Origin of the sequence: Variovorax sp. LjRoot84, assembly GCF_964254305.1 — a bacterium.
Classification (GTDB): domain Bacteria; phylum Pseudomonadota; class Gammaproteobacteria; order Burkholderiales; family Burkholderiaceae_C; genus Variovorax.
Genome location: NZ_CAXUTE020000001.1, coordinates 3,663,453 through 3,678,924 on the forward strand (window position 1 = coordinate 3,663,453; position 15,472 = coordinate 3,678,924).

Here is a 15,472-nt window from a genome sequence, read left to right on the forward strand (position 1 = left end):
CGAAATAGAGTTCCAAACTCAGCCCTGATGCCCGATTGAGACGACAAATAGAGTGCCAAACGTGGATCGGCGGATCCCTCAACGCCCGCGCCCGAATGGATCACTAAGCTTCCCTCCCCTGCGCAGAGAGACCGCACAATCGAACGATCGCTTCAGGGCATCCTTTGCGTCCGCTCAAGGGCGGCTATGGGCCCTTGCGGTCCTTCACGTCTGTGGAAGCGGAAGTTCGGTGCGATGGTCGACAGAATGCTGCGCAGGGCTGGCCGCCCGCATGACGACGACAGTTTCTTCACCCGGCCCTCGCCAGTCCAGGGAGGCAATCTCGGCCAGCGATTGCCGGGCTGAGATGGCAGCCTCAAACCCAGAGACGCTGTCCGCCTCCACCGGGACCTACTTCGTCGCCGCTGCCACCTTGGCCAGCCGCTCGATCTGCTCCCGTCCCTCCTTCAGCAGCGCATTCCAGCTGTCGGGCGGGTTGCCATCCTTGAGCATCTTTCGGAAGGTCTTGTAGGCATCTGTATCACTCTCATAGGCACGCCTTGTGTCCTCGTCGTTCACCCAGGCCAGCAGGATCGTCTTGGTCTCGGCGTGGTAGCGGAAGAACAGGCGGTACTGCTGCAGGAACTTGGCACGGAACCAATGCTTGTACTCGTCTCCCAGGGTGTCGCCCTGGCGGAACTGCAGATGCGTAGGGTCTTGAGGGATCAGTTCAAACGCGACCTTCGTTACCGCAGCCAGGCGCTTGGCCGCGTTCTTCTTCATCCAGCCCTTCGAGTCGCGCTTCTTCAGCGCCTCCACCTTTTGCGCGAGTTCCTCGAGTTGGTCCAGGAAGAGCGGGTGCGCGAAGATGTTCCAGCCGTTGATGATCAGAGGCCTCGGTTCAGCGGCCTCGGTCATTCGTCGTCACACGACAGCGCAGCGTCCAGGTCGACATCGACGCCTTCGGTAAGGCCACGCAGGCGCTCCACGAACCCGGCGTCCACGGCCTTCACGCGCTCCGGGTGGGCAGCGATGTCCTTGGCCAGGAAATTCAAGAACTGGCCCATGACAGGATCCGCCTCGGCGGCTGCTTCGGCTCGGCTGATCACGACGTTACCATCCTTCAGCTCGTAGTGGATCTTGTCGCGCTTGCCCAACCGCAACGCCTGCCGAATTGGCTCGGGCACTGTGGTCTGGTAGCGGTCGGTGAGGGTGCTTTCAGCTTCGAGGGTGGCAGCCATTTCGGCCTCCTGAAAATGTTGCTTCCCCGGATAGTAATGCAATTGCATTGTCTTGGCAATGCACTGCATTGTCAGCAGCGCTGCTCGCCGCTCTCACCGGTCCCGCGGGTTCTGAGGTGCCGTCGCACGCCCGCTTATGGCCGTCACTTGCCGTTTGGTGGCCTAATGGCCGCGACTTTGTACACCACGTCATTCTTGTCGTAGGTCGTCCACGTTCCGAGGTGCGCTCCACGCTCAAAGGAGCCCTGCCAGCTTCAAACGACACAGCGCCGAAGAACTCCGAAGTCGAACCGTCAAGGTCGGTCTTTGCAAACACGCAACGCGCCTTGACGGGCGCCCGAGACAACGGTCGACAACTTTGGACATGACCACCGAGGCCACGAACTCGGAAGGCGAGACCGGGGCCTGTCGCGCCTGCGTCAAGCCCTGCGAGCATCCATGAACGTCAAAATGTAATGCGAATTGACTAGTTCAACATCGCGGCCGTTAAATGGCCAAGGCTACCCACCTCGCCCTGGCCTGAAACCACCAATGAGACCCACATGAACTTCGTCGACTGGTGTCCAAGCCAGACTGGCAACCTTGGCGCGTAGCAATCAGGCTTTCAAAGTTCCAATCTGAGCGGGTGCCTGCTCAAAGGAGAAATGACATGCCCAAGGTAGTAATCACAGCGCAGATTGAAGACCCGGACAAGTGGGAGAAGGGCTTCCGGACCCACGGTCCGCTTTTCAGGAGCCAAACCGTAACCAAGCCAATTAGTTTCGCGACCATCGCAGGCAATCAAGTCGCGGTGTGCGCCGAGCCCGATGACTTGGACGCGTTCATGAAGGGCATGGATTCCCCCGCGACGGCGGAAGCCATGGCCTTCGATGGCGTAAAGAGAGAGACCGTCAAGATATTCGTCCTGGACAAGGAATTCAAGGTCTAGTGAGCGTCTCGCGCGAGATATTGAACACGCGCTCGCCGTTGGGCATCGCCATCGTGCCGGGACGCTCCGCGCGGGCGGTTGTGCAAAGCGGCACCTGCGCCTCAGGTCGCGGACTGGATGCGGTGCGCGTAGCAGCCGCTTGCAATCCTCAAGTTCGAGGAGCTGTCTCGCGTGGGGCGCGCCTCGCAGTGCGCGTCGCGCATGAGATTGCGGCATGCGCTCCGATGTTGTCCCTGCCGGAAATAGGTCGTTTTGAAACTCCCAAGCGGCTGAGATGCGAGCAGCACCAAGGCCCTCTGCGCTCGGCAACGCCTGTCGAGCTCCTTCGGCACCATATTTCGCGTGACCACCACCACCGACCGCGGCGGCGCCTCCCCTTCGCTCTGTTCGAGGACTCAGGAAAGTGGCATCCTCAGGCCAGGAGGTGCCGGCCGCACGTCCAACGGAGGTCGGCATGCCCGCTCGTTCCATCGCGTCCTTGTCTCTCAGCTTCGGATTGGTCTCCATCCCGGTCAAGTTGTATTCCGCGACCGAAAGCGCCGCAACGGTCAAGTTCAACTTGCTGGCCAAGGACGGCTCTCGCCTCAAGCAGCAATATGTTTCGGAGAAGGATCAGACCACCGTCGTTCCCCGTTCGGAAATGGTCAAGGGGTACGAGTTCGAAAAGGACCGCTACGTCCTGTTCACCCCCGACGAGTTGAAGGCCGTGGAAGAAAGCGCGACCCACACGATCGACATCGTTGCCTTCATCCCGGAAAAGGCGGTCGACCCCCTCTATTACGACAAGGCGTACTTCATCGCACCCGACAAGCGCGGCGCCAAGCCGTACACCCTCTTGCGCGCGGCGATGCGCAAGAGCGGCCGCTGCGCGCTCGCGAAGTGGGCCTGGAAGGGAAAGCAGTACATTGTCCAGGTCCGCGCGGCAGAGGACGGCCTGGTGCTGCAGCAACTGCTCTATGCCGAAGAGGTGCGGTCGATGAAGGACCTCGAGATCGAGGAGATCACGCCTTCCGATGCGGAGGTGAAGCTGGCGCTCCAGCTCATCGACCAGATATCCGAGGAAAGCTACGACCCGACGCAGTTCGAGGACGAAGAGAAGAAGCGAATCCTGGCAGCCATCGACGCGAAGATCGCCGGGAAGCAAATCGTCGCCGTGGAGCAGCATGAGCCGCCTGCGAGCGGCCAGATCATCGACCTGACCGAGATGCTGCGCGCCAGCCTGGCACGCGGCGGCGCGAAGCGCCCGAGTCGCGTGCCGGCCGCAGAGGCAGTCACGGCACTGGCATCGAAAGAGCGCAAGGGCGCGAAGCGAGCGCCCAAGACCGCCGCTCCAGCTTCCCCGGCAAGCGCGCGATTGAGGAAGTGAGCAACGATCCGTCGGAGGCACCGCACACCCTGCGCAGCATTCAGGAGATGTTGGGTCTCTCCCGAAGTGCGATTGCAGGGCTGATAGCGAACGGCTTCGTGAGTCCCTCGCGCGGACCGCGCAACGAGTACCGTTTTTCCTTTCGCGATGTCGTGCTTCTGAGGACCGCCCATCAGCTGCAAGCGGCCGACATCCCGACTCGCAAGATCGTGCGCGCGCTGCAGCGACTGAAGGCGACGCTTCCTGCGGAGTTGCCGCTGACCGGACTGCGAATCACCGCGGTGGGAAACACGATTGCGGTCCGTGAGCGCGACAGCCAATGGGAGGCCGAATCAGGCCAACTGCTCATGGACTTCGAGATCGCCGCAGCGCGCGGTTCAGTGGCCTTCGTGGAACACCTGCGCAGCGAGGATCCGAGCTTGGGGCAAGCTCTTGCAGACGAGCTGTTTGCACAAGGAGAAGACCTCGAAACCAGAGACAGCGAAGCCGCCGAGCTCGCCTACCGAAAGGCGTTGGCCTTCGCTCCCAACCATGCGGATGCCTATCTGAACCTCGGCGCGATGCTGTGCGAATCCGAACGGCATGCCGAAGCCGTGGCTCTCTACGACGAAGCCCTCGCCCACTGCCCGCGTGAGGCGCTGCTGCATTTCAATCGCGCCGTGGCACTGGAAGATCTGGGGCAGCTGACCGACGCGCTCCAATCCTACGAGCGATGCCTGGAGCTCGATCCCGCCCTCGGCGACGCGCATTTCAATGCCGCCAGGTTGCATGACCATCTCGGCCACAAGCAGGAGGCCATTCGGCACTTCAGTGCCTATCGGCGCCTCCAGAAATAGTCGAGCGCAATGCGCGCTTGCCGCCCGGCAAGCCAGCCGTTTCGCCAGCCGTGCAAGGGAGACAGCGTTTGAGCTTTCTTGTTTGTCGGAATACAAATCACGACGTGACCACTCCTCAACACTCAGAGCCGCCACCCTTGTCCACCCGCATCGCCCGCCTGACCCCTTTGCCAGAGAATGTGCTGAGCCTGTCGGCGTCGGGGCGCGCATGGAACGGCGTGCACGTCGACATCACCGAATTCCATTGCGCGGGCCGGGTGGTTCATCACCTGTGCTACGAGACCGAAACCCGCCTAAGCGTTCTGCTGGAAGAGGTCGGAAGCCACTGCGAGCCCCGCCTGCGCGAGGACCAGCCCTGTCCGATCGGCTACATGCCCAGGCACATGCACTTCGCGCCGGCCGGCATGGAGATGTGGGGCTACAGCGCCGACACGCGCTTCGTGAAGGACACCACCCTGAGCTTCGATCTCGCGATGCTGGGCGAGCGGCTGGCTGTCAAGTTCGACGCCGATGCGACCGCCACGCCGCGGCTGCGCTTTTCCGACGATCGCATCTGGACCCTGGTCAGGCTGCTGTCCGACGCGGTGAACGACCCCGACCCGTCGACGCAACTCTATGGCGACGGGCTGACCGCAGCGATCACGGCGCGACTCTTCGCCCATCCACCGGAGCCCGGCGCGGACGACAAGGGCCTGGCTCCCTGGCAGCTTCGGCGTGTCGTCGAGTATCTGGACGCGCAGCTGCCCAAGCGCGTCGACCTCGGGCAGCTGGCGGCGCTGGCGGGTCTGTCGCAGTCGCACTTCAGCCGGGCATTCAAGGCCTCGACCGGGATGGCGCCCTACCGCTGGCAACTCGACGCGCGCATCCGGCGGGCGCAGGCTCTGCTGATCGACACTCGCGCCTCGCTCGACCAGGTCGCCGAGGCCACCGGCTTTGCCGATGCAGTGCATTTCGGGCGGACGTTCCGCAAACTCACCGGAGCAACGCCGGCGGCGTGGCGACACGACCGTAAAAACTGATCACGATTCCGCAGCGGATTCGGACTGCGAATCGCAGAATCGAACAGTGCCTTGCGCAAAGCGGCATGACAACATTCACTCGACCGGACAGGCGAGTGAAACCGTACTGAGCGTTTGACGACACGCGCCTCCCGGAACCCTGATCCCGGAAGGCGGAGATGATCGATCAACAGAAGTCCACATCCCATCGGGCGACGCCGGAAGCGCCCATCGACTATGACCGCCTGATGCAGGCGAACCTCGCACGCGTGTTCGGCGAGCGCGACCCCGGGCGGCGCATCGAGGCGATCCGCGAGCTCTATGGGGAAGACGCGGTGCTGCATGAGCCGCATGCCTCCGTCCGCGGCCATGCCGCAATCTCCGAAACCGTGACTGCGCTGCTCGCCAGCCTGCCGCTGGGCTTCGTCTTCAGCGCGGCGGGTCCGGCTGTCGGTCACCACGGTGTCGGGCGCCTCCAATGGCGCTCCGGCCCGCCCGATGGCCCTGTCACCGTCACCGGCACGGATGTCGCCCATTTCGAGGGCGGCCTCATCCGCGCCCTCTATGTCTTTCTCGATCCCATCGGCGCCTGAGCGTCAGTTCACCCAAGGAGTTCCAATTGCCCAAGACCGGCCTCGACGCCCTGCTTCGCCCCGAAGACAGCATCCTCGTGCTGGTCGACCATCAGCCGTATCAGTTCACCAACCTGAACAGCCACGAGCCGACGATGATCATCAACAACGTCATCGGCCTCGCCAAGACGGCGAAAGTCTTCAACGTGCCGACGATCCTGACCACGGTGATCGAAGAACGCGGCGGCTATCTGATCAAGGGGCTTCAGGATGTCTTTCCGGACCAGAAGCCGATCGACCGCACGTTCATCAACACCTGGGAGGACCCGAAAGTTGTCGACATCGTGAAGAAGAGCGGGCGCAAGCAGCTCGTGCTGGCCGCGCTCTACACCGAGATCTGTCTCGCCATGCCGGCGATCCAGGCGCTCGCCGAGGGATACGACGTCTTCATCGTCACCGACGCCTCCGGTGGCGTCACCGCGGAAGCCCATGACATGGCCGTGCGTCGCATGGTCCAGGCCGGCGCGGTGCCGATCACATGGCTCGCCGTGCTGGGCGAATGGCAGCGTGATTGGGCGCGCGAGGAGACGGCCGCCGGCGTCGCGAGCGTCGTTCTCGAACATGGCGGCGCCAGCGCTGTCGCCTTGGCCTGGGAGCTGCAGCTTCTCGCTGGCCGAGCTGGCGCGGGCGTCTGACATGCCTGCTGCGTCAGCGCCCATCCGTATCGGGTACTGCCTGTCGCTGACCGGTCCGCTTGCGGGCAACAGATCACGCATGCGCCGTAGCTGAGGGCACGCGCAGCTCGTGCACGACACGCGCCGCGGTGCCAGCCAGCCCCTTCGCCGACGGATAGCAGAGCGCCCCGCAGATCGCCGGATGCCCCGTGTTGCGCCGGCGGAACCGTTCCTCGTCCTCACCCGAGGAGCGGAGCGCCTCGGCATACTCCTCGCGCGCCAGCCGGCGTGCCTTGAAGAGATCGAGCATCACCCGGCTCTGCGCGTTGACGGCGCCGTCGCCGGTGGTTTCGATGGCGCAGAAGATGGCCTGCGGGTACTTCTCCGTCACCAGCGACTGCACGCCGTCCGAGACGCCCGATGAAGGCATGCAGCCGAAGGGCTTGACGCTGATCACCATGTGCGACTTGCGCTGGTCGACGCTCTGGATGAGCTTGCCGATCTCCATGTGCCCTTCCCCGCCTCGCAGGTGGTTGTCGTAGTACTGATGCGAGATCGTCGCGATCTCGTCCATGTCGGGCAGCCGGTGGGCCGTCAATCCGACCAGCGTCGCGTAGAGGCCGAAGACGCCGCGCAGGGCAAAGTCGGCGGCGCGGAGCACGGCGAGCCTTCGAAGCGGATGCTTGCCGGCCAGGCCCTGCCTCGCATCATCGAGGCCCGGGAGCCGCATGCGGCGCAAGGTGTCCCAACGCACCTGCCAGAGGTTGTAGAGCAGCCAGGCCGTGACCGGCTGGACGTCGACCTCCGCACCTTCGGCCTCGAGGAAGCGCTGCAGCCTGTAGTTGCCGTCGCCCTCGGTGGTCATGGCCCAGAACTCGCCGATGATGCAGACCTTCGGCTTGACCTTCAGCCGATCGACGGCAACCTGATGCAGTAGCCGGCGGCATCGCCAGAGCGCGACCGCCACGCTTCCTCGCCGTGCCAGCGCGTCGTGCAGCAGGGCCTTGCAGCGTTCCAGCGCAGCGTCCGTCGCGCCGGGCACCGTTTCATAGGGCCGCAGCCGGTAGCCGATCGCATTCAGCACATCGCCCGCCATGACCGCCCGCAGCAGGGCGAAGAAGAACGCCCTGTTCAATTCCAGCCCATCGCCCTCGCCGCAGGCCTGCCGCAGCCCGCCCTGCTGCTGGAACAGCATGACCCTGAAGCCCTCGAAGCCCGCATCGCGCAGCGCCTTGCGGTACTCGGTGGCGTAGGTGCCGAAGCGGCAGGGGCCGCAGGCGCCGGCGGTCACGAAGACGTGGCCGTCGACGATCTCGCTCGTCGCCATGCCCTGCTCGTCACGCAGGTGGATCAGGTACTTCACCAGGTTGCCGACGGTGAAGTAGGTCGGGTTGCATTGGCCCCTGTTGCCGAACTCGCGGCCGACGCGCAGGGCCTCGTTGTCCGGCGTGTCCAGCACCTTGACCCGGTAGCCGATGCCACGGAGGGCACCCTGGATCAGCAGGTCCTGTGCCTGCGTCAGGCCGCCGCACAGCAGCGTCGTGTGCTCGCGCTGCGCGCGGGTGAAGCGCTTCGGATTCGGGTCGTGCCAATGCGCCGCGGGTTCCTCGGGCAAGCCGAGCCGGGCGCGCTGCTGCCGTTCATAGCGACCCAATTCCTGCTCGATGTCGTCGAAGGCCGCGGCCTTTTCATGGCGCCAGACCACTGCATGCTCCCGCGCTTCGACGGACCGATTCATATCCGGCTCCTTTGCCGATGAATGGTGATCGGCTTGATGCTCGGCTGTGCCGGCATCGAACTTTCGCAGGCCCGGTTCTCCCGGGGTTCGACCGGCCCGAGCCGGACGGCCTTCTCTGCGCCCTGGCACTCGGCATAGGCGAGGTCCATGGCGGCGTCCACGGCCGCGGCGGCATTGCGGCGCGCCTGCAGCTCCTGGCGCTTCGCGTCGACCAGGCACTGCAGCTCCGTGCGGCTGGCCTTCAGCTCCTGCAGCCTGTCGGCATGCCGGCGCAACGCGTGTTCGTAGGTCCGCACCCGGATCTTGATCGAGCCGCCGGGCTTGTTCGCATCGATGTCGTGCAGCGCCGCGTACGGCGTGCCGCTCGCGGAGATGATGCTGTCGATCATTCCGTAGGTCGGTGCATCGTGGCCGCATTTGAAGCTCGAAAAATCCAGCACCACGAGGTTCGGATGACGGGCGGCGAACTTCGCGGCCCACACCTTCTCGGCGCTGTTGGTCGAATAGGCCTCGGGCCACACGTCGGAGATGGCCAGCGGCGCCATGCCGTCCGGTCCCTGCGCGAAGAAACGGCGCAGCCATTGCGCATCCTTGGGAATCGACCGGATCGACAGCAGCGGATAGCCGAGCGCCTGGAACTCGTCGAGCACATCGTGGTTCAGGCCGGGGTCGTTGTGATAGGGCCGCCCCAGCACCAGGATGCCGACCCGGTTCTCCTGCTCGAGCTGCTCCAGCAGCAGCAGGCCGCGGCGCTGCATCTCGGCATCGAAGCGCCGCATCGCCGCGAAGGCCTGCCCGACCGCGAAGTCGCTTTCGTCCGAACTCACCCGAAGCCGTGGGCCCCAGGCATCGAACATCTGCCGCTTCAGGTAGCAAGGCTCGGTCAGCGTGAGCGCCGGGTCGACGAACTCGACGCCGGCGCGGGCGAAGTGGTCGCCTTCCTTGGTGAACGCCGCGCGCATGACCTTCGGCGCGCCCGCGACGATCGGGCAGGCGGTGCTGTCTGGCATGCCCTCGACGAAGCTCGGCAGATGGGTCAGGCAGGGAAAGAAGATGAAGTCCAGCGGCGCCTTGACGTGCTTCGCGAACAGCAGGTCGTGGATGTGCGCCTGCACCACCTTGGATGGAAAGCACGGGTCGATCGATCCGTAGCGCCCGCCCGCCTCCCACATCTCCGGGCTCGTCGGGTCGGAGAAAACGATGTTCCGGCTGGCGACGCCCAACGCCTCGAAGTACGTTCGCCAGAAAGGCCCGGTCGAGTACATGTTCAGCACGCGCGGCATGCCGATGCGCAGGCGGCCGCGATGCGCCTGGCAGTCGTCGTCGGAGCGCTGGAAGCCGCGCGTGAAGGACTTGCGCTCGACGCCGCCATACCAGGACCGTCGAACGCGCACATCGGCCACCGGCGTGCCTTCGTCGGGCAACGCGTCCGCGGGATGGAATTGCTTGAACGCCAGCTGCGCTTCATAGTCGACCAAGTTCGGGAACTGCGCCTTGAGCGACTTGCGGTGCAGGGCCAGCGTCTTCAGCGCGTCCCTGGATTCGACGGTCCCGTTCTCGCAGGAGAAGCCCGCGATGTACCGGCTGCTCTTCCCCTGCGGCGTCATCGCGTCGATAAAAGTGCGCCTGCACGCGTTGGGGCAGAAGTGGCAGACGGTGCTCTCGTCGTTGCGCGTCGTGTAGGCCAGCCCGATCGCGGCCTCGAGACCGATGAAGCTGCTGAAGCCCCGGCGCTGGGTGGCCCGCCGCGCGTCCAGCGCGGCGCCGATGGCACCGGCCTCGCCGCAATGCGGATGCACGCGCACGACCGCATCGGGCACGCGCTGCACAATGTAGTCGTGCTGCGCCTTGACGGCGGCGAGGTTGTGCTGCGTCCCGCCTTGAAGCACGAACACACGGCCCAGTTGCGCGAGCCGCGGCATCTGCACCACGTACTGCCAGATGTTCTTCGGCAGCACCAGCGCGAGGCCGGCCATCAGCTCTTCCTTGCGATAGCCCTCACGCTGGAAATTCACGCGGTCGGTATCCAGGAACACCGCGCAGCCGTAGTTGAAGGTCGGGCTCCGTTTCGCCTCGAAGGCCAGCTCGGCATAGTCTCGCATCGGCACGCCGAACTGGCTGGCCATCGCCTGCAGCAGCATCCCGTTGCCGGCCGAGCACTGGTTCGACAGGCGGAAGTTCCGGATCCGGCCCTGCTCCATGAACAGGACCTTGATGTCCTGCCCGCCCACGTCGCAGATCACGTCGGCGTCGCTGAAGCAGCGCGTCGCCGAGATCATGTGCGCCACGGTCTCGACGATGTTCGCGTCGGCGCCGATGGTTTCCTCGAGGATGTCGGCCGCATAGCCGGTCGCGCCGACGCCCAGCACTTCCAGGCTCGCGCCCTGGTCCGCGGCGAAGGCGCGGATGCTTGCAAAGATCTGCTTCGCATCGGCGATCGGATTGCCTTGCGAGAGCTGGTAGTGCTTGCAGAGCACCTCACCCTCTTCGTCGAGCAGGACGGCCTTCGACGAGGTGGAGCCGCCGTCGATGCCGATGTAGCCCCTGAGCTTCTGCCCCGGCGACAGCACCGCCGGCACGAAGGCGGGGACGCGGTAGCGTTCGACGAACGCATCCCGTTCCGCCTCGCTGGCCACCAGCGGCGGGCCGTCCGCGCGCTCGCGTCGAGGGCCTTCCCGCATGGATTCGGCCAATGCGTCGAGGCCCCTGAAGCGCCCCACCTCCTCCGGCTCCTGGAGCCCGTAGACCGCGGCGCCGTAGGCCGCATACAGCTCGGCGTTCGCGGGGACGAAGACCAGCGCATCCGCCGCCAAGTCGCGGGGATAGTCGTAGCCCCTCGCCTGCCAGACCTCGAGAATGCGCTGCCGCCAGCATCCCTGCAGAAATGGCAGGTAGGTGTTCGGCCCACCCAGCAGCAGAACGCGATGCTGCAGCGTATGGCCGCGTGTCAGCACCGAGAGGTTCTGCATGACGATCGCATCGGCCAGCGAACACATCACCTCCGCTGCCGGAATACCCGACTTCAAGAGGCCGACGATGTCGGTCTCCGCGAACACGCCGCACTTCGCGGCCACGGGATGCAGCTTGTCGGGATTCCAGGCCAGCGCGCCGAGCCTGTCGGCCTGCATGCCGACCTTGATGACGCACTTGTCGATGGTCGCACCCGTGCCCGAGGCGCATTTGTCGTTCATCGAGGCGATCACGCGCCGCTCGCCGGCCTGCGAAGTCTTCTTGTAGATGATGATCTTCGCGTCCTGCCCGCCCAGCTCGATCACGCTGCCGGCCTCGGGATGGAGCACATCCACCGCGATGGTGACCGCATTGACCTCCTGCACGAACTTCGCGCCCAGCGGCTGGATCAGCGGCCCGGCGCCGGAGCCCGTGATGAAGGCGCGCATCGCCGACGAGTCCACGTGCGGGAAACGTTCTTGCACGGCCGACAATTGCCGCGCCACCGTGGCCACCTGGCGTGCTTCATGGCGCCGGTAGTCGGACCAGAGGATTCGCCTGCTCGCGGCATCGACGGCGACGGTCTTGACCGTGGTCGATCCGACGTCGATGCCCAGAAGCAGCGCGTCGGCCATGGTCAATGCTTCGCTTCTGAAGACCGACCCGACAACCGACCCCAGGCAGCGGCCAGCCTTTGCAGCAGATGGGGCGCCGGCGTTGGAAGCTCCTTGGTCTGCGACGGCGGCAGCCGGGGCGTCAGCAGCCGTGCCACCTCGCGGTTGCCGATGGTCTGCTGCAATCGCAGCACCGTGCGCACGGGCAGCGCACGGCCGGCCTGGAGAACGCGCTCCGCCTGGGCGAAGGCCGAGATCTGCGACGATGGAATCCGTGGCGATCGATCAGGCATGCAGGGCCCCCTTCGCTGGATCGGGTTGCGGCGCGTCGCGCAGGATCAGATGGAAGACGCCGTGGCGACCGGGCCGCAACTCGGACTGATGGCGCGCGCAGGCGAGATTCATGATCAGGCCCGCCAGCGCCCGCGCTTCGCCTGGCGTCAGGCTGCGGTCGGCACGCGACAGCGAATACAGCACGGCCCGTGCCTCGCGCAGCCGGCCCAGCGATTGCGTCGAGATGCCGATGGACTGCGAGGTTCGGCGTACCGACACGGCACCGCGCTCCGATGCGGCCAGCCTCTTGATGATGTCGGCCACTTCACCCGCATGATGAGGATGCAGCACCTCATACTGCGCCCGTCGCGTGCCGGCAAGAACAAGCATCGACGCGGCGGCGCCCAGACCCATCGCGAAGTGCCAGCCCGACCATGGAAGCCGCCCCTGCCACTCGCCGAGCATGACGCCCGCGATCAAGACCAGCGAGGTCCACTGCGCCTCGGAGAACCTTCCCCAGTAAGGCCGCGCACCGTCGCCGCGCAGCTCCTCGAGCCAGATGCGCACGGCCGAGTAAGTGACGACGTAGGTGGACAGGACGGTGCCCGCCGGCCTGTCCTGCAGGAACTGCCAGGTGCCCGCGGCGACGATCGAGAGGACGACCAGCGCTTCGATCGCCTGCACCGGGAAGAGCCGCACGCCCACATAGCAGGCCGGGAATCCTTCGGCTGCATGTTCCTCGCTGTAGCGCACGCCCCAATGGTGCGGCCTGCCGTGGCAGCAGCCCACCATCAGGCAACCGCCGCGCCCGCAACTCAGAAAGACGCCGAGCCACAGCGCGTTCAGGTCCAGGTAGGGCAGCACCGGCAGGCCGAAGGCGGACAGCACGGCAGCGGCGCAAAGCAGGATGGCGACCTCGTGGTGGTAGTAGATGAGGGTTTCGTTTCCGGTGAGCGCCTTGGTCGCCATCGCGAGAACGAGAAAGGTGATGAGCCCGGTGGCGAGAAGGCCGGCGGCGACCACCTGCGAGAGCCCGGCGTGCGCCGTCAAGGCCAGGGCCAGGGCGGTCGCGAGCAGCAACCCCATCACGCCGCAGGCTCGGAAGCTGTGGACGCGCCTGCCGAACAGCACGAGGGTCGGCCGAATGGGAAGGGTGTGCCTTTCGGATGTCATGGCGACTGCGTCCGGGTTACTTGGGGATCTGGATCTCGTACCGGCGGATGTACTTGTCGACATACGCCTGCTTTTCTTCTTCGGTGGCTGGCGCATGCGCCGTGGCGAAGAGCTTTTCCATCAGCGATGCATACCGGTCGGGGTCATTCGCTCTCAGCGGCAGCAAGGGCTTTGCAGGCTCCGCCAGCGCCTTCGAGAACTCCTTCTTTCCGATGAACTCGCGACCCTTCAAGGGCTCCAGATTGCCGATGAAGTCCGCCGGCGCGCCGGCGGCCTTCATCTCCACCAGGGTCTGGTCGGTGATCACGAAAGGCCTGCCGGGGAAATCCTCGGAGTTCTCGGCCAGTCCGCGCTTGATCTGCGCCTCCGAAAGCTTGGCACCCATGGGATGCGCGTCATAGCGGTCCTGATCGGCCTGCTTCCCTTTAGTCCTCTTGACCGCGTTCTCGTACCGCCAGGGCGAACGGGCGTGCACGCTTTCATTGGTCCAGTTCACCTTGGTGCCGACAGGCGCGTTGGCCCACAAGTCGTCGAACTTGCCGCCCTCGAGCCCCATCTCGATGTTCTCACGCACATGGGTTTGCCTCTCGAGCCCGGTCGTTTCTTGCGGCCGCAGCCGCAGGTTGCTGAACTTGCTGTCGAAGTCGGTGTTGGACAGCGTATGACGCCACGCGTAAAGCCAAGTGAGCTCCGTGAACAATGCGCAATCGCACTCCCAGCGATCCAGGTGTGCGAACAGCTGGTCCACCGACACATGGGGCTCCTTGGTCGGCTCGAATGCGACCCGGTACTTTCGAACCTCGTCCCCGTGGGTGATCTGACGCCAGTATTCCTTGTCATAGCGCCAAGCCTCGGCGGGCTTGTCGCCGGGGAACGCGCAGCCCTTCTCCTTACCCTTTTTGCCGACGGAATCGTTCAGCAGATCGAGCCCCTCCTGGAACGCAGCCTCCCAGCTTTGACGAAGCACCTTGTCGGTCTGAAGGTTCGGCGCTGCGGCCGGCTTCTTCGTATTGCCACTGCAGCGCTGCAGGCGCAGGCTCGATCTGAGGCCGGGCTGCGACGGCTTGGCCGCCGCGCGCCCCTGTCCCTGGCGTCCGCTCCAAAGCGCCGTCACAGCGCCTACTGCCGCGGTATCGGCCTCCTCCTCGAGCGCGCCCTCCCCCGGGCCGCTCTTCGCCTGGGGCGGGCCGGCCGTGCGACCGCCCTGCTGCAAGACATGCGCGAGTTCATGCGCCATCAGTGCATCGCCGACCAGCGTGCCCGGCCGGTATTCGCCAGCCCCGAATGCCACATGCTCTCCGAGCGTGAACGCGCGTGCATTGAGCTGCTCCGAGAGCTGCGCCGCTTTCGCATCGGTATGGAGGCGAACGCCGGCGAAGTCCGCGCCGAACGCTGACTCCATCCGCGTGCGCACCGCGCCCGGCAGAGAACGGCCACTGCCGAGCTGGTCACGAACCGAAACCGGGTCCGCTTCGCGCGCACCGCCAGGCCGGGCCTTGAAGAACATCCCGCCGAACGCGTCGAGCATGCCGCCGCCCGGCATGGCGTTGCCCGGCAGATCCTCGGGCATGCCTTCGATCTCCCCCGTGCGGGCCCAGGTGTCCACGCTTCGGCTCACGCGCGCCGTCACGAACCGGATGTAGTCGCGCGCGCTTGCCGCGGAAGCGGCCTCGGGCGCGTACTTGAGGATGGCCCGTTCGAGCTGGGCGGCGCTGCGGCCCTCGTAGTGGCCCAGCCAGTGATCGATCCACGGGCAGCCCTGCGAGTCGCGCCCCGTGCCGCGCAGACCCGCATCCACCGTCGCGCACACCTGGGCGCGCAGCGCGGCCATGAATTCGCTCTTGCGCATCCGGTCGCCGGCGGCGTCGGCATCGTCTTCGGCGAGCAGGTCCGATGCCGCGTCACGGCGCGCGACCGCCGGCGCCGTCTCCGCCTCCGCCACGCTAGTCTCGGCGGGCGCCTCCGCCGCCGGACCCTTCGGCGCGAGCCGCACTTTCTCCTCTTCTTCCTTACGGTCCTCTTCTTCCTTGCAGGCAGCGCACTGGCGCTGGATCGAAGCGTCGGACGACGATGCCGCCGACCACTCCGAACGGTAGCTCTCCAGCGCCTTGCCGGACATGACCGCATCCGC

At 65.5% G+C, this 15,472-nt stretch carries 13 protein-coding genes; 6 read left to right on the forward strand and 7 right to left on the reverse strand.

Features of this window, described 5'->3' with window-relative positions; translation table 11 throughout:
- Positions 1 to 390: 390 nt before the first annotated feature.
- Both ACSQ9I_RS18245 and ACSQ9I_RS18250 read right to left on the reverse strand, forming a co-directional pair.
- Entirely contained in the window at positions 391 to 897 is a 507-nt protein-coding gene (locus ACSQ9I_RS18245) for a type II toxin-antitoxin system YhaV family toxin (RefSeq protein WP_436314000.1), read from the reverse strand.
- Positions 894 to 1,220: a type II toxin-antitoxin system PrlF family antitoxin gene (locus tag ACSQ9I_RS18250; RefSeq protein ID WP_436294912.1), complete on the reverse strand. Its 327-nt coding sequence runs from the start codon at positions 1,218 to 1,220 to the stop codon at positions 894 to 896. Before ACSQ9I_RS18250 ends, ACSQ9I_RS18245 begins: the two co-directional genes overlap by 4 nt.
- 649 nt (positions 1,221 to 1,869) lie before the next feature.
- On the opposite strand from ACSQ9I_RS18250, the gene ACSQ9I_RS18255 reads away from it, so the two are divergent.
- The 6 genes from ACSQ9I_RS18255 (at position 1,870) to ACSQ9I_RS18280 (ending at position 6,615) form a co-directional block, all read left to right on the forward strand.
- Positions 1,870 to 2,148, forward strand: coding sequence for a hypothetical protein (locus ACSQ9I_RS18255; protein ID WP_162588573.1), 279 nt, complete (start codon positions 1,870 to 1,872; stop codon positions 2,146 to 2,148).
- Positions 2,149 to 2,602: 454 nt separating this feature from the next.
- Complete coding sequence (locus ACSQ9I_RS18260) at positions 2,603 to 3,514, forward strand: Ku protein (protein WP_436314001.1); 912 nt, start codon at positions 2,603 to 2,605, stop codon at positions 3,512 to 3,514.
- Positions 3,511 to 4,350 carry a tetratricopeptide repeat protein gene (locus ACSQ9I_RS18265; RefSeq protein ID WP_436314002.1) on the forward strand — a complete coding sequence of 280 codons (840 nt, stop codon included), beginning with the start codon at positions 3,511 to 3,513 and terminating at the stop codon, positions 4,348 to 4,350. The genes ACSQ9I_RS18260 and ACSQ9I_RS18265 overlap by 4 nt, the downstream gene beginning before the upstream one ends.
- Before the next feature lie 137 nt (positions 4,351 to 4,487).
- Positions 4,488 to 5,369 (forward strand): helix-turn-helix domain-containing protein, encoded by an 882-nt coding sequence (locus ACSQ9I_RS18270; RefSeq protein ID WP_436314003.1) that lies wholly within the window; start codon positions 4,488 to 4,490, stop codon positions 5,367 to 5,369.
- A gap of 158 nt (positions 5,370 to 5,527) precedes the next feature.
- Positions 5,528 to 5,941 carry a nuclear transport factor 2 family protein gene (locus ACSQ9I_RS18275; RefSeq protein ID WP_436314004.1) on the forward strand — a complete coding sequence of 138 codons (414 nt, stop codon included), beginning with the start codon at positions 5,528 to 5,530 and terminating at the stop codon, positions 5,939 to 5,941.
- A gap of 26 nt (positions 5,942 to 5,967) precedes the next feature.
- Complete coding sequence (locus ACSQ9I_RS18280; protein ID WP_436314005.1) at positions 5,968 to 6,615, forward strand: hydrolase; 648 nt, start codon at positions 5,968 to 5,970, stop codon at positions 6,613 to 6,615.
- Between the two features lie 73 nt (positions 6,616 to 6,688).
- On the opposite strand, the gene ACSQ9I_RS18285 is transcribed toward ACSQ9I_RS18280, so the two are convergent.
- From ACSQ9I_RS18285 to ACSQ9I_RS18305, 5 genes are read right to left on the reverse strand one after another with little or no spacing between them, the layout of a single operon-like run.
- Positions 6,689 to 8,332, reverse strand: a complete 1,644-nt coding sequence (locus ACSQ9I_RS18285) for a hypothetical protein (RefSeq protein ID WP_436314006.1) — start codon at positions 8,330 to 8,332, stop codon at positions 6,689 to 6,691.
- Positions 8,329 to 11,916, reverse strand: a complete 3,588-nt coding sequence (locus tag ACSQ9I_RS18290) for a BadF/BadG/BcrA/BcrD ATPase family protein (RefSeq protein ID WP_436314007.1) — start codon at positions 11,914 to 11,916, stop codon at positions 8,329 to 8,331. The genes ACSQ9I_RS18285 and ACSQ9I_RS18290 overlap by 4 nt, the downstream gene beginning before the upstream one ends.
- 2 nt (positions 11,917 to 11,918) lie before the next feature.
- Positions 11,919 to 12,188, reverse strand: a complete 270-nt coding sequence (locus ACSQ9I_RS18295; protein WP_436314008.1) for a hypothetical protein — start codon at positions 12,186 to 12,188, stop codon at positions 11,919 to 11,921.
- On the reverse strand, positions 12,181 to 13,341 hold the full coding sequence (locus ACSQ9I_RS18300; protein ID WP_436314009.1) for a prolipoprotein diacylglyceryl transferase family protein: 1,161 nt from the start codon (positions 13,339 to 13,341) through the stop codon (positions 12,181 to 12,183). The genes ACSQ9I_RS18295 and ACSQ9I_RS18300 overlap by 8 nt, the downstream gene beginning before the upstream one ends.
- A 16-nt stretch (positions 13,342 to 13,357) precedes the next feature.
- Positions 13,358 to 15,460: an eCIS core domain-containing protein gene (locus ACSQ9I_RS18305; RefSeq protein ID WP_436314010.1), complete on the reverse strand. Its 2,103-nt coding sequence runs from the start codon at positions 15,458 to 15,460 to the stop codon at positions 13,358 to 13,360.
- Between the last annotated feature and the right edge of the window lie 12 nt (positions 15,461 to 15,472).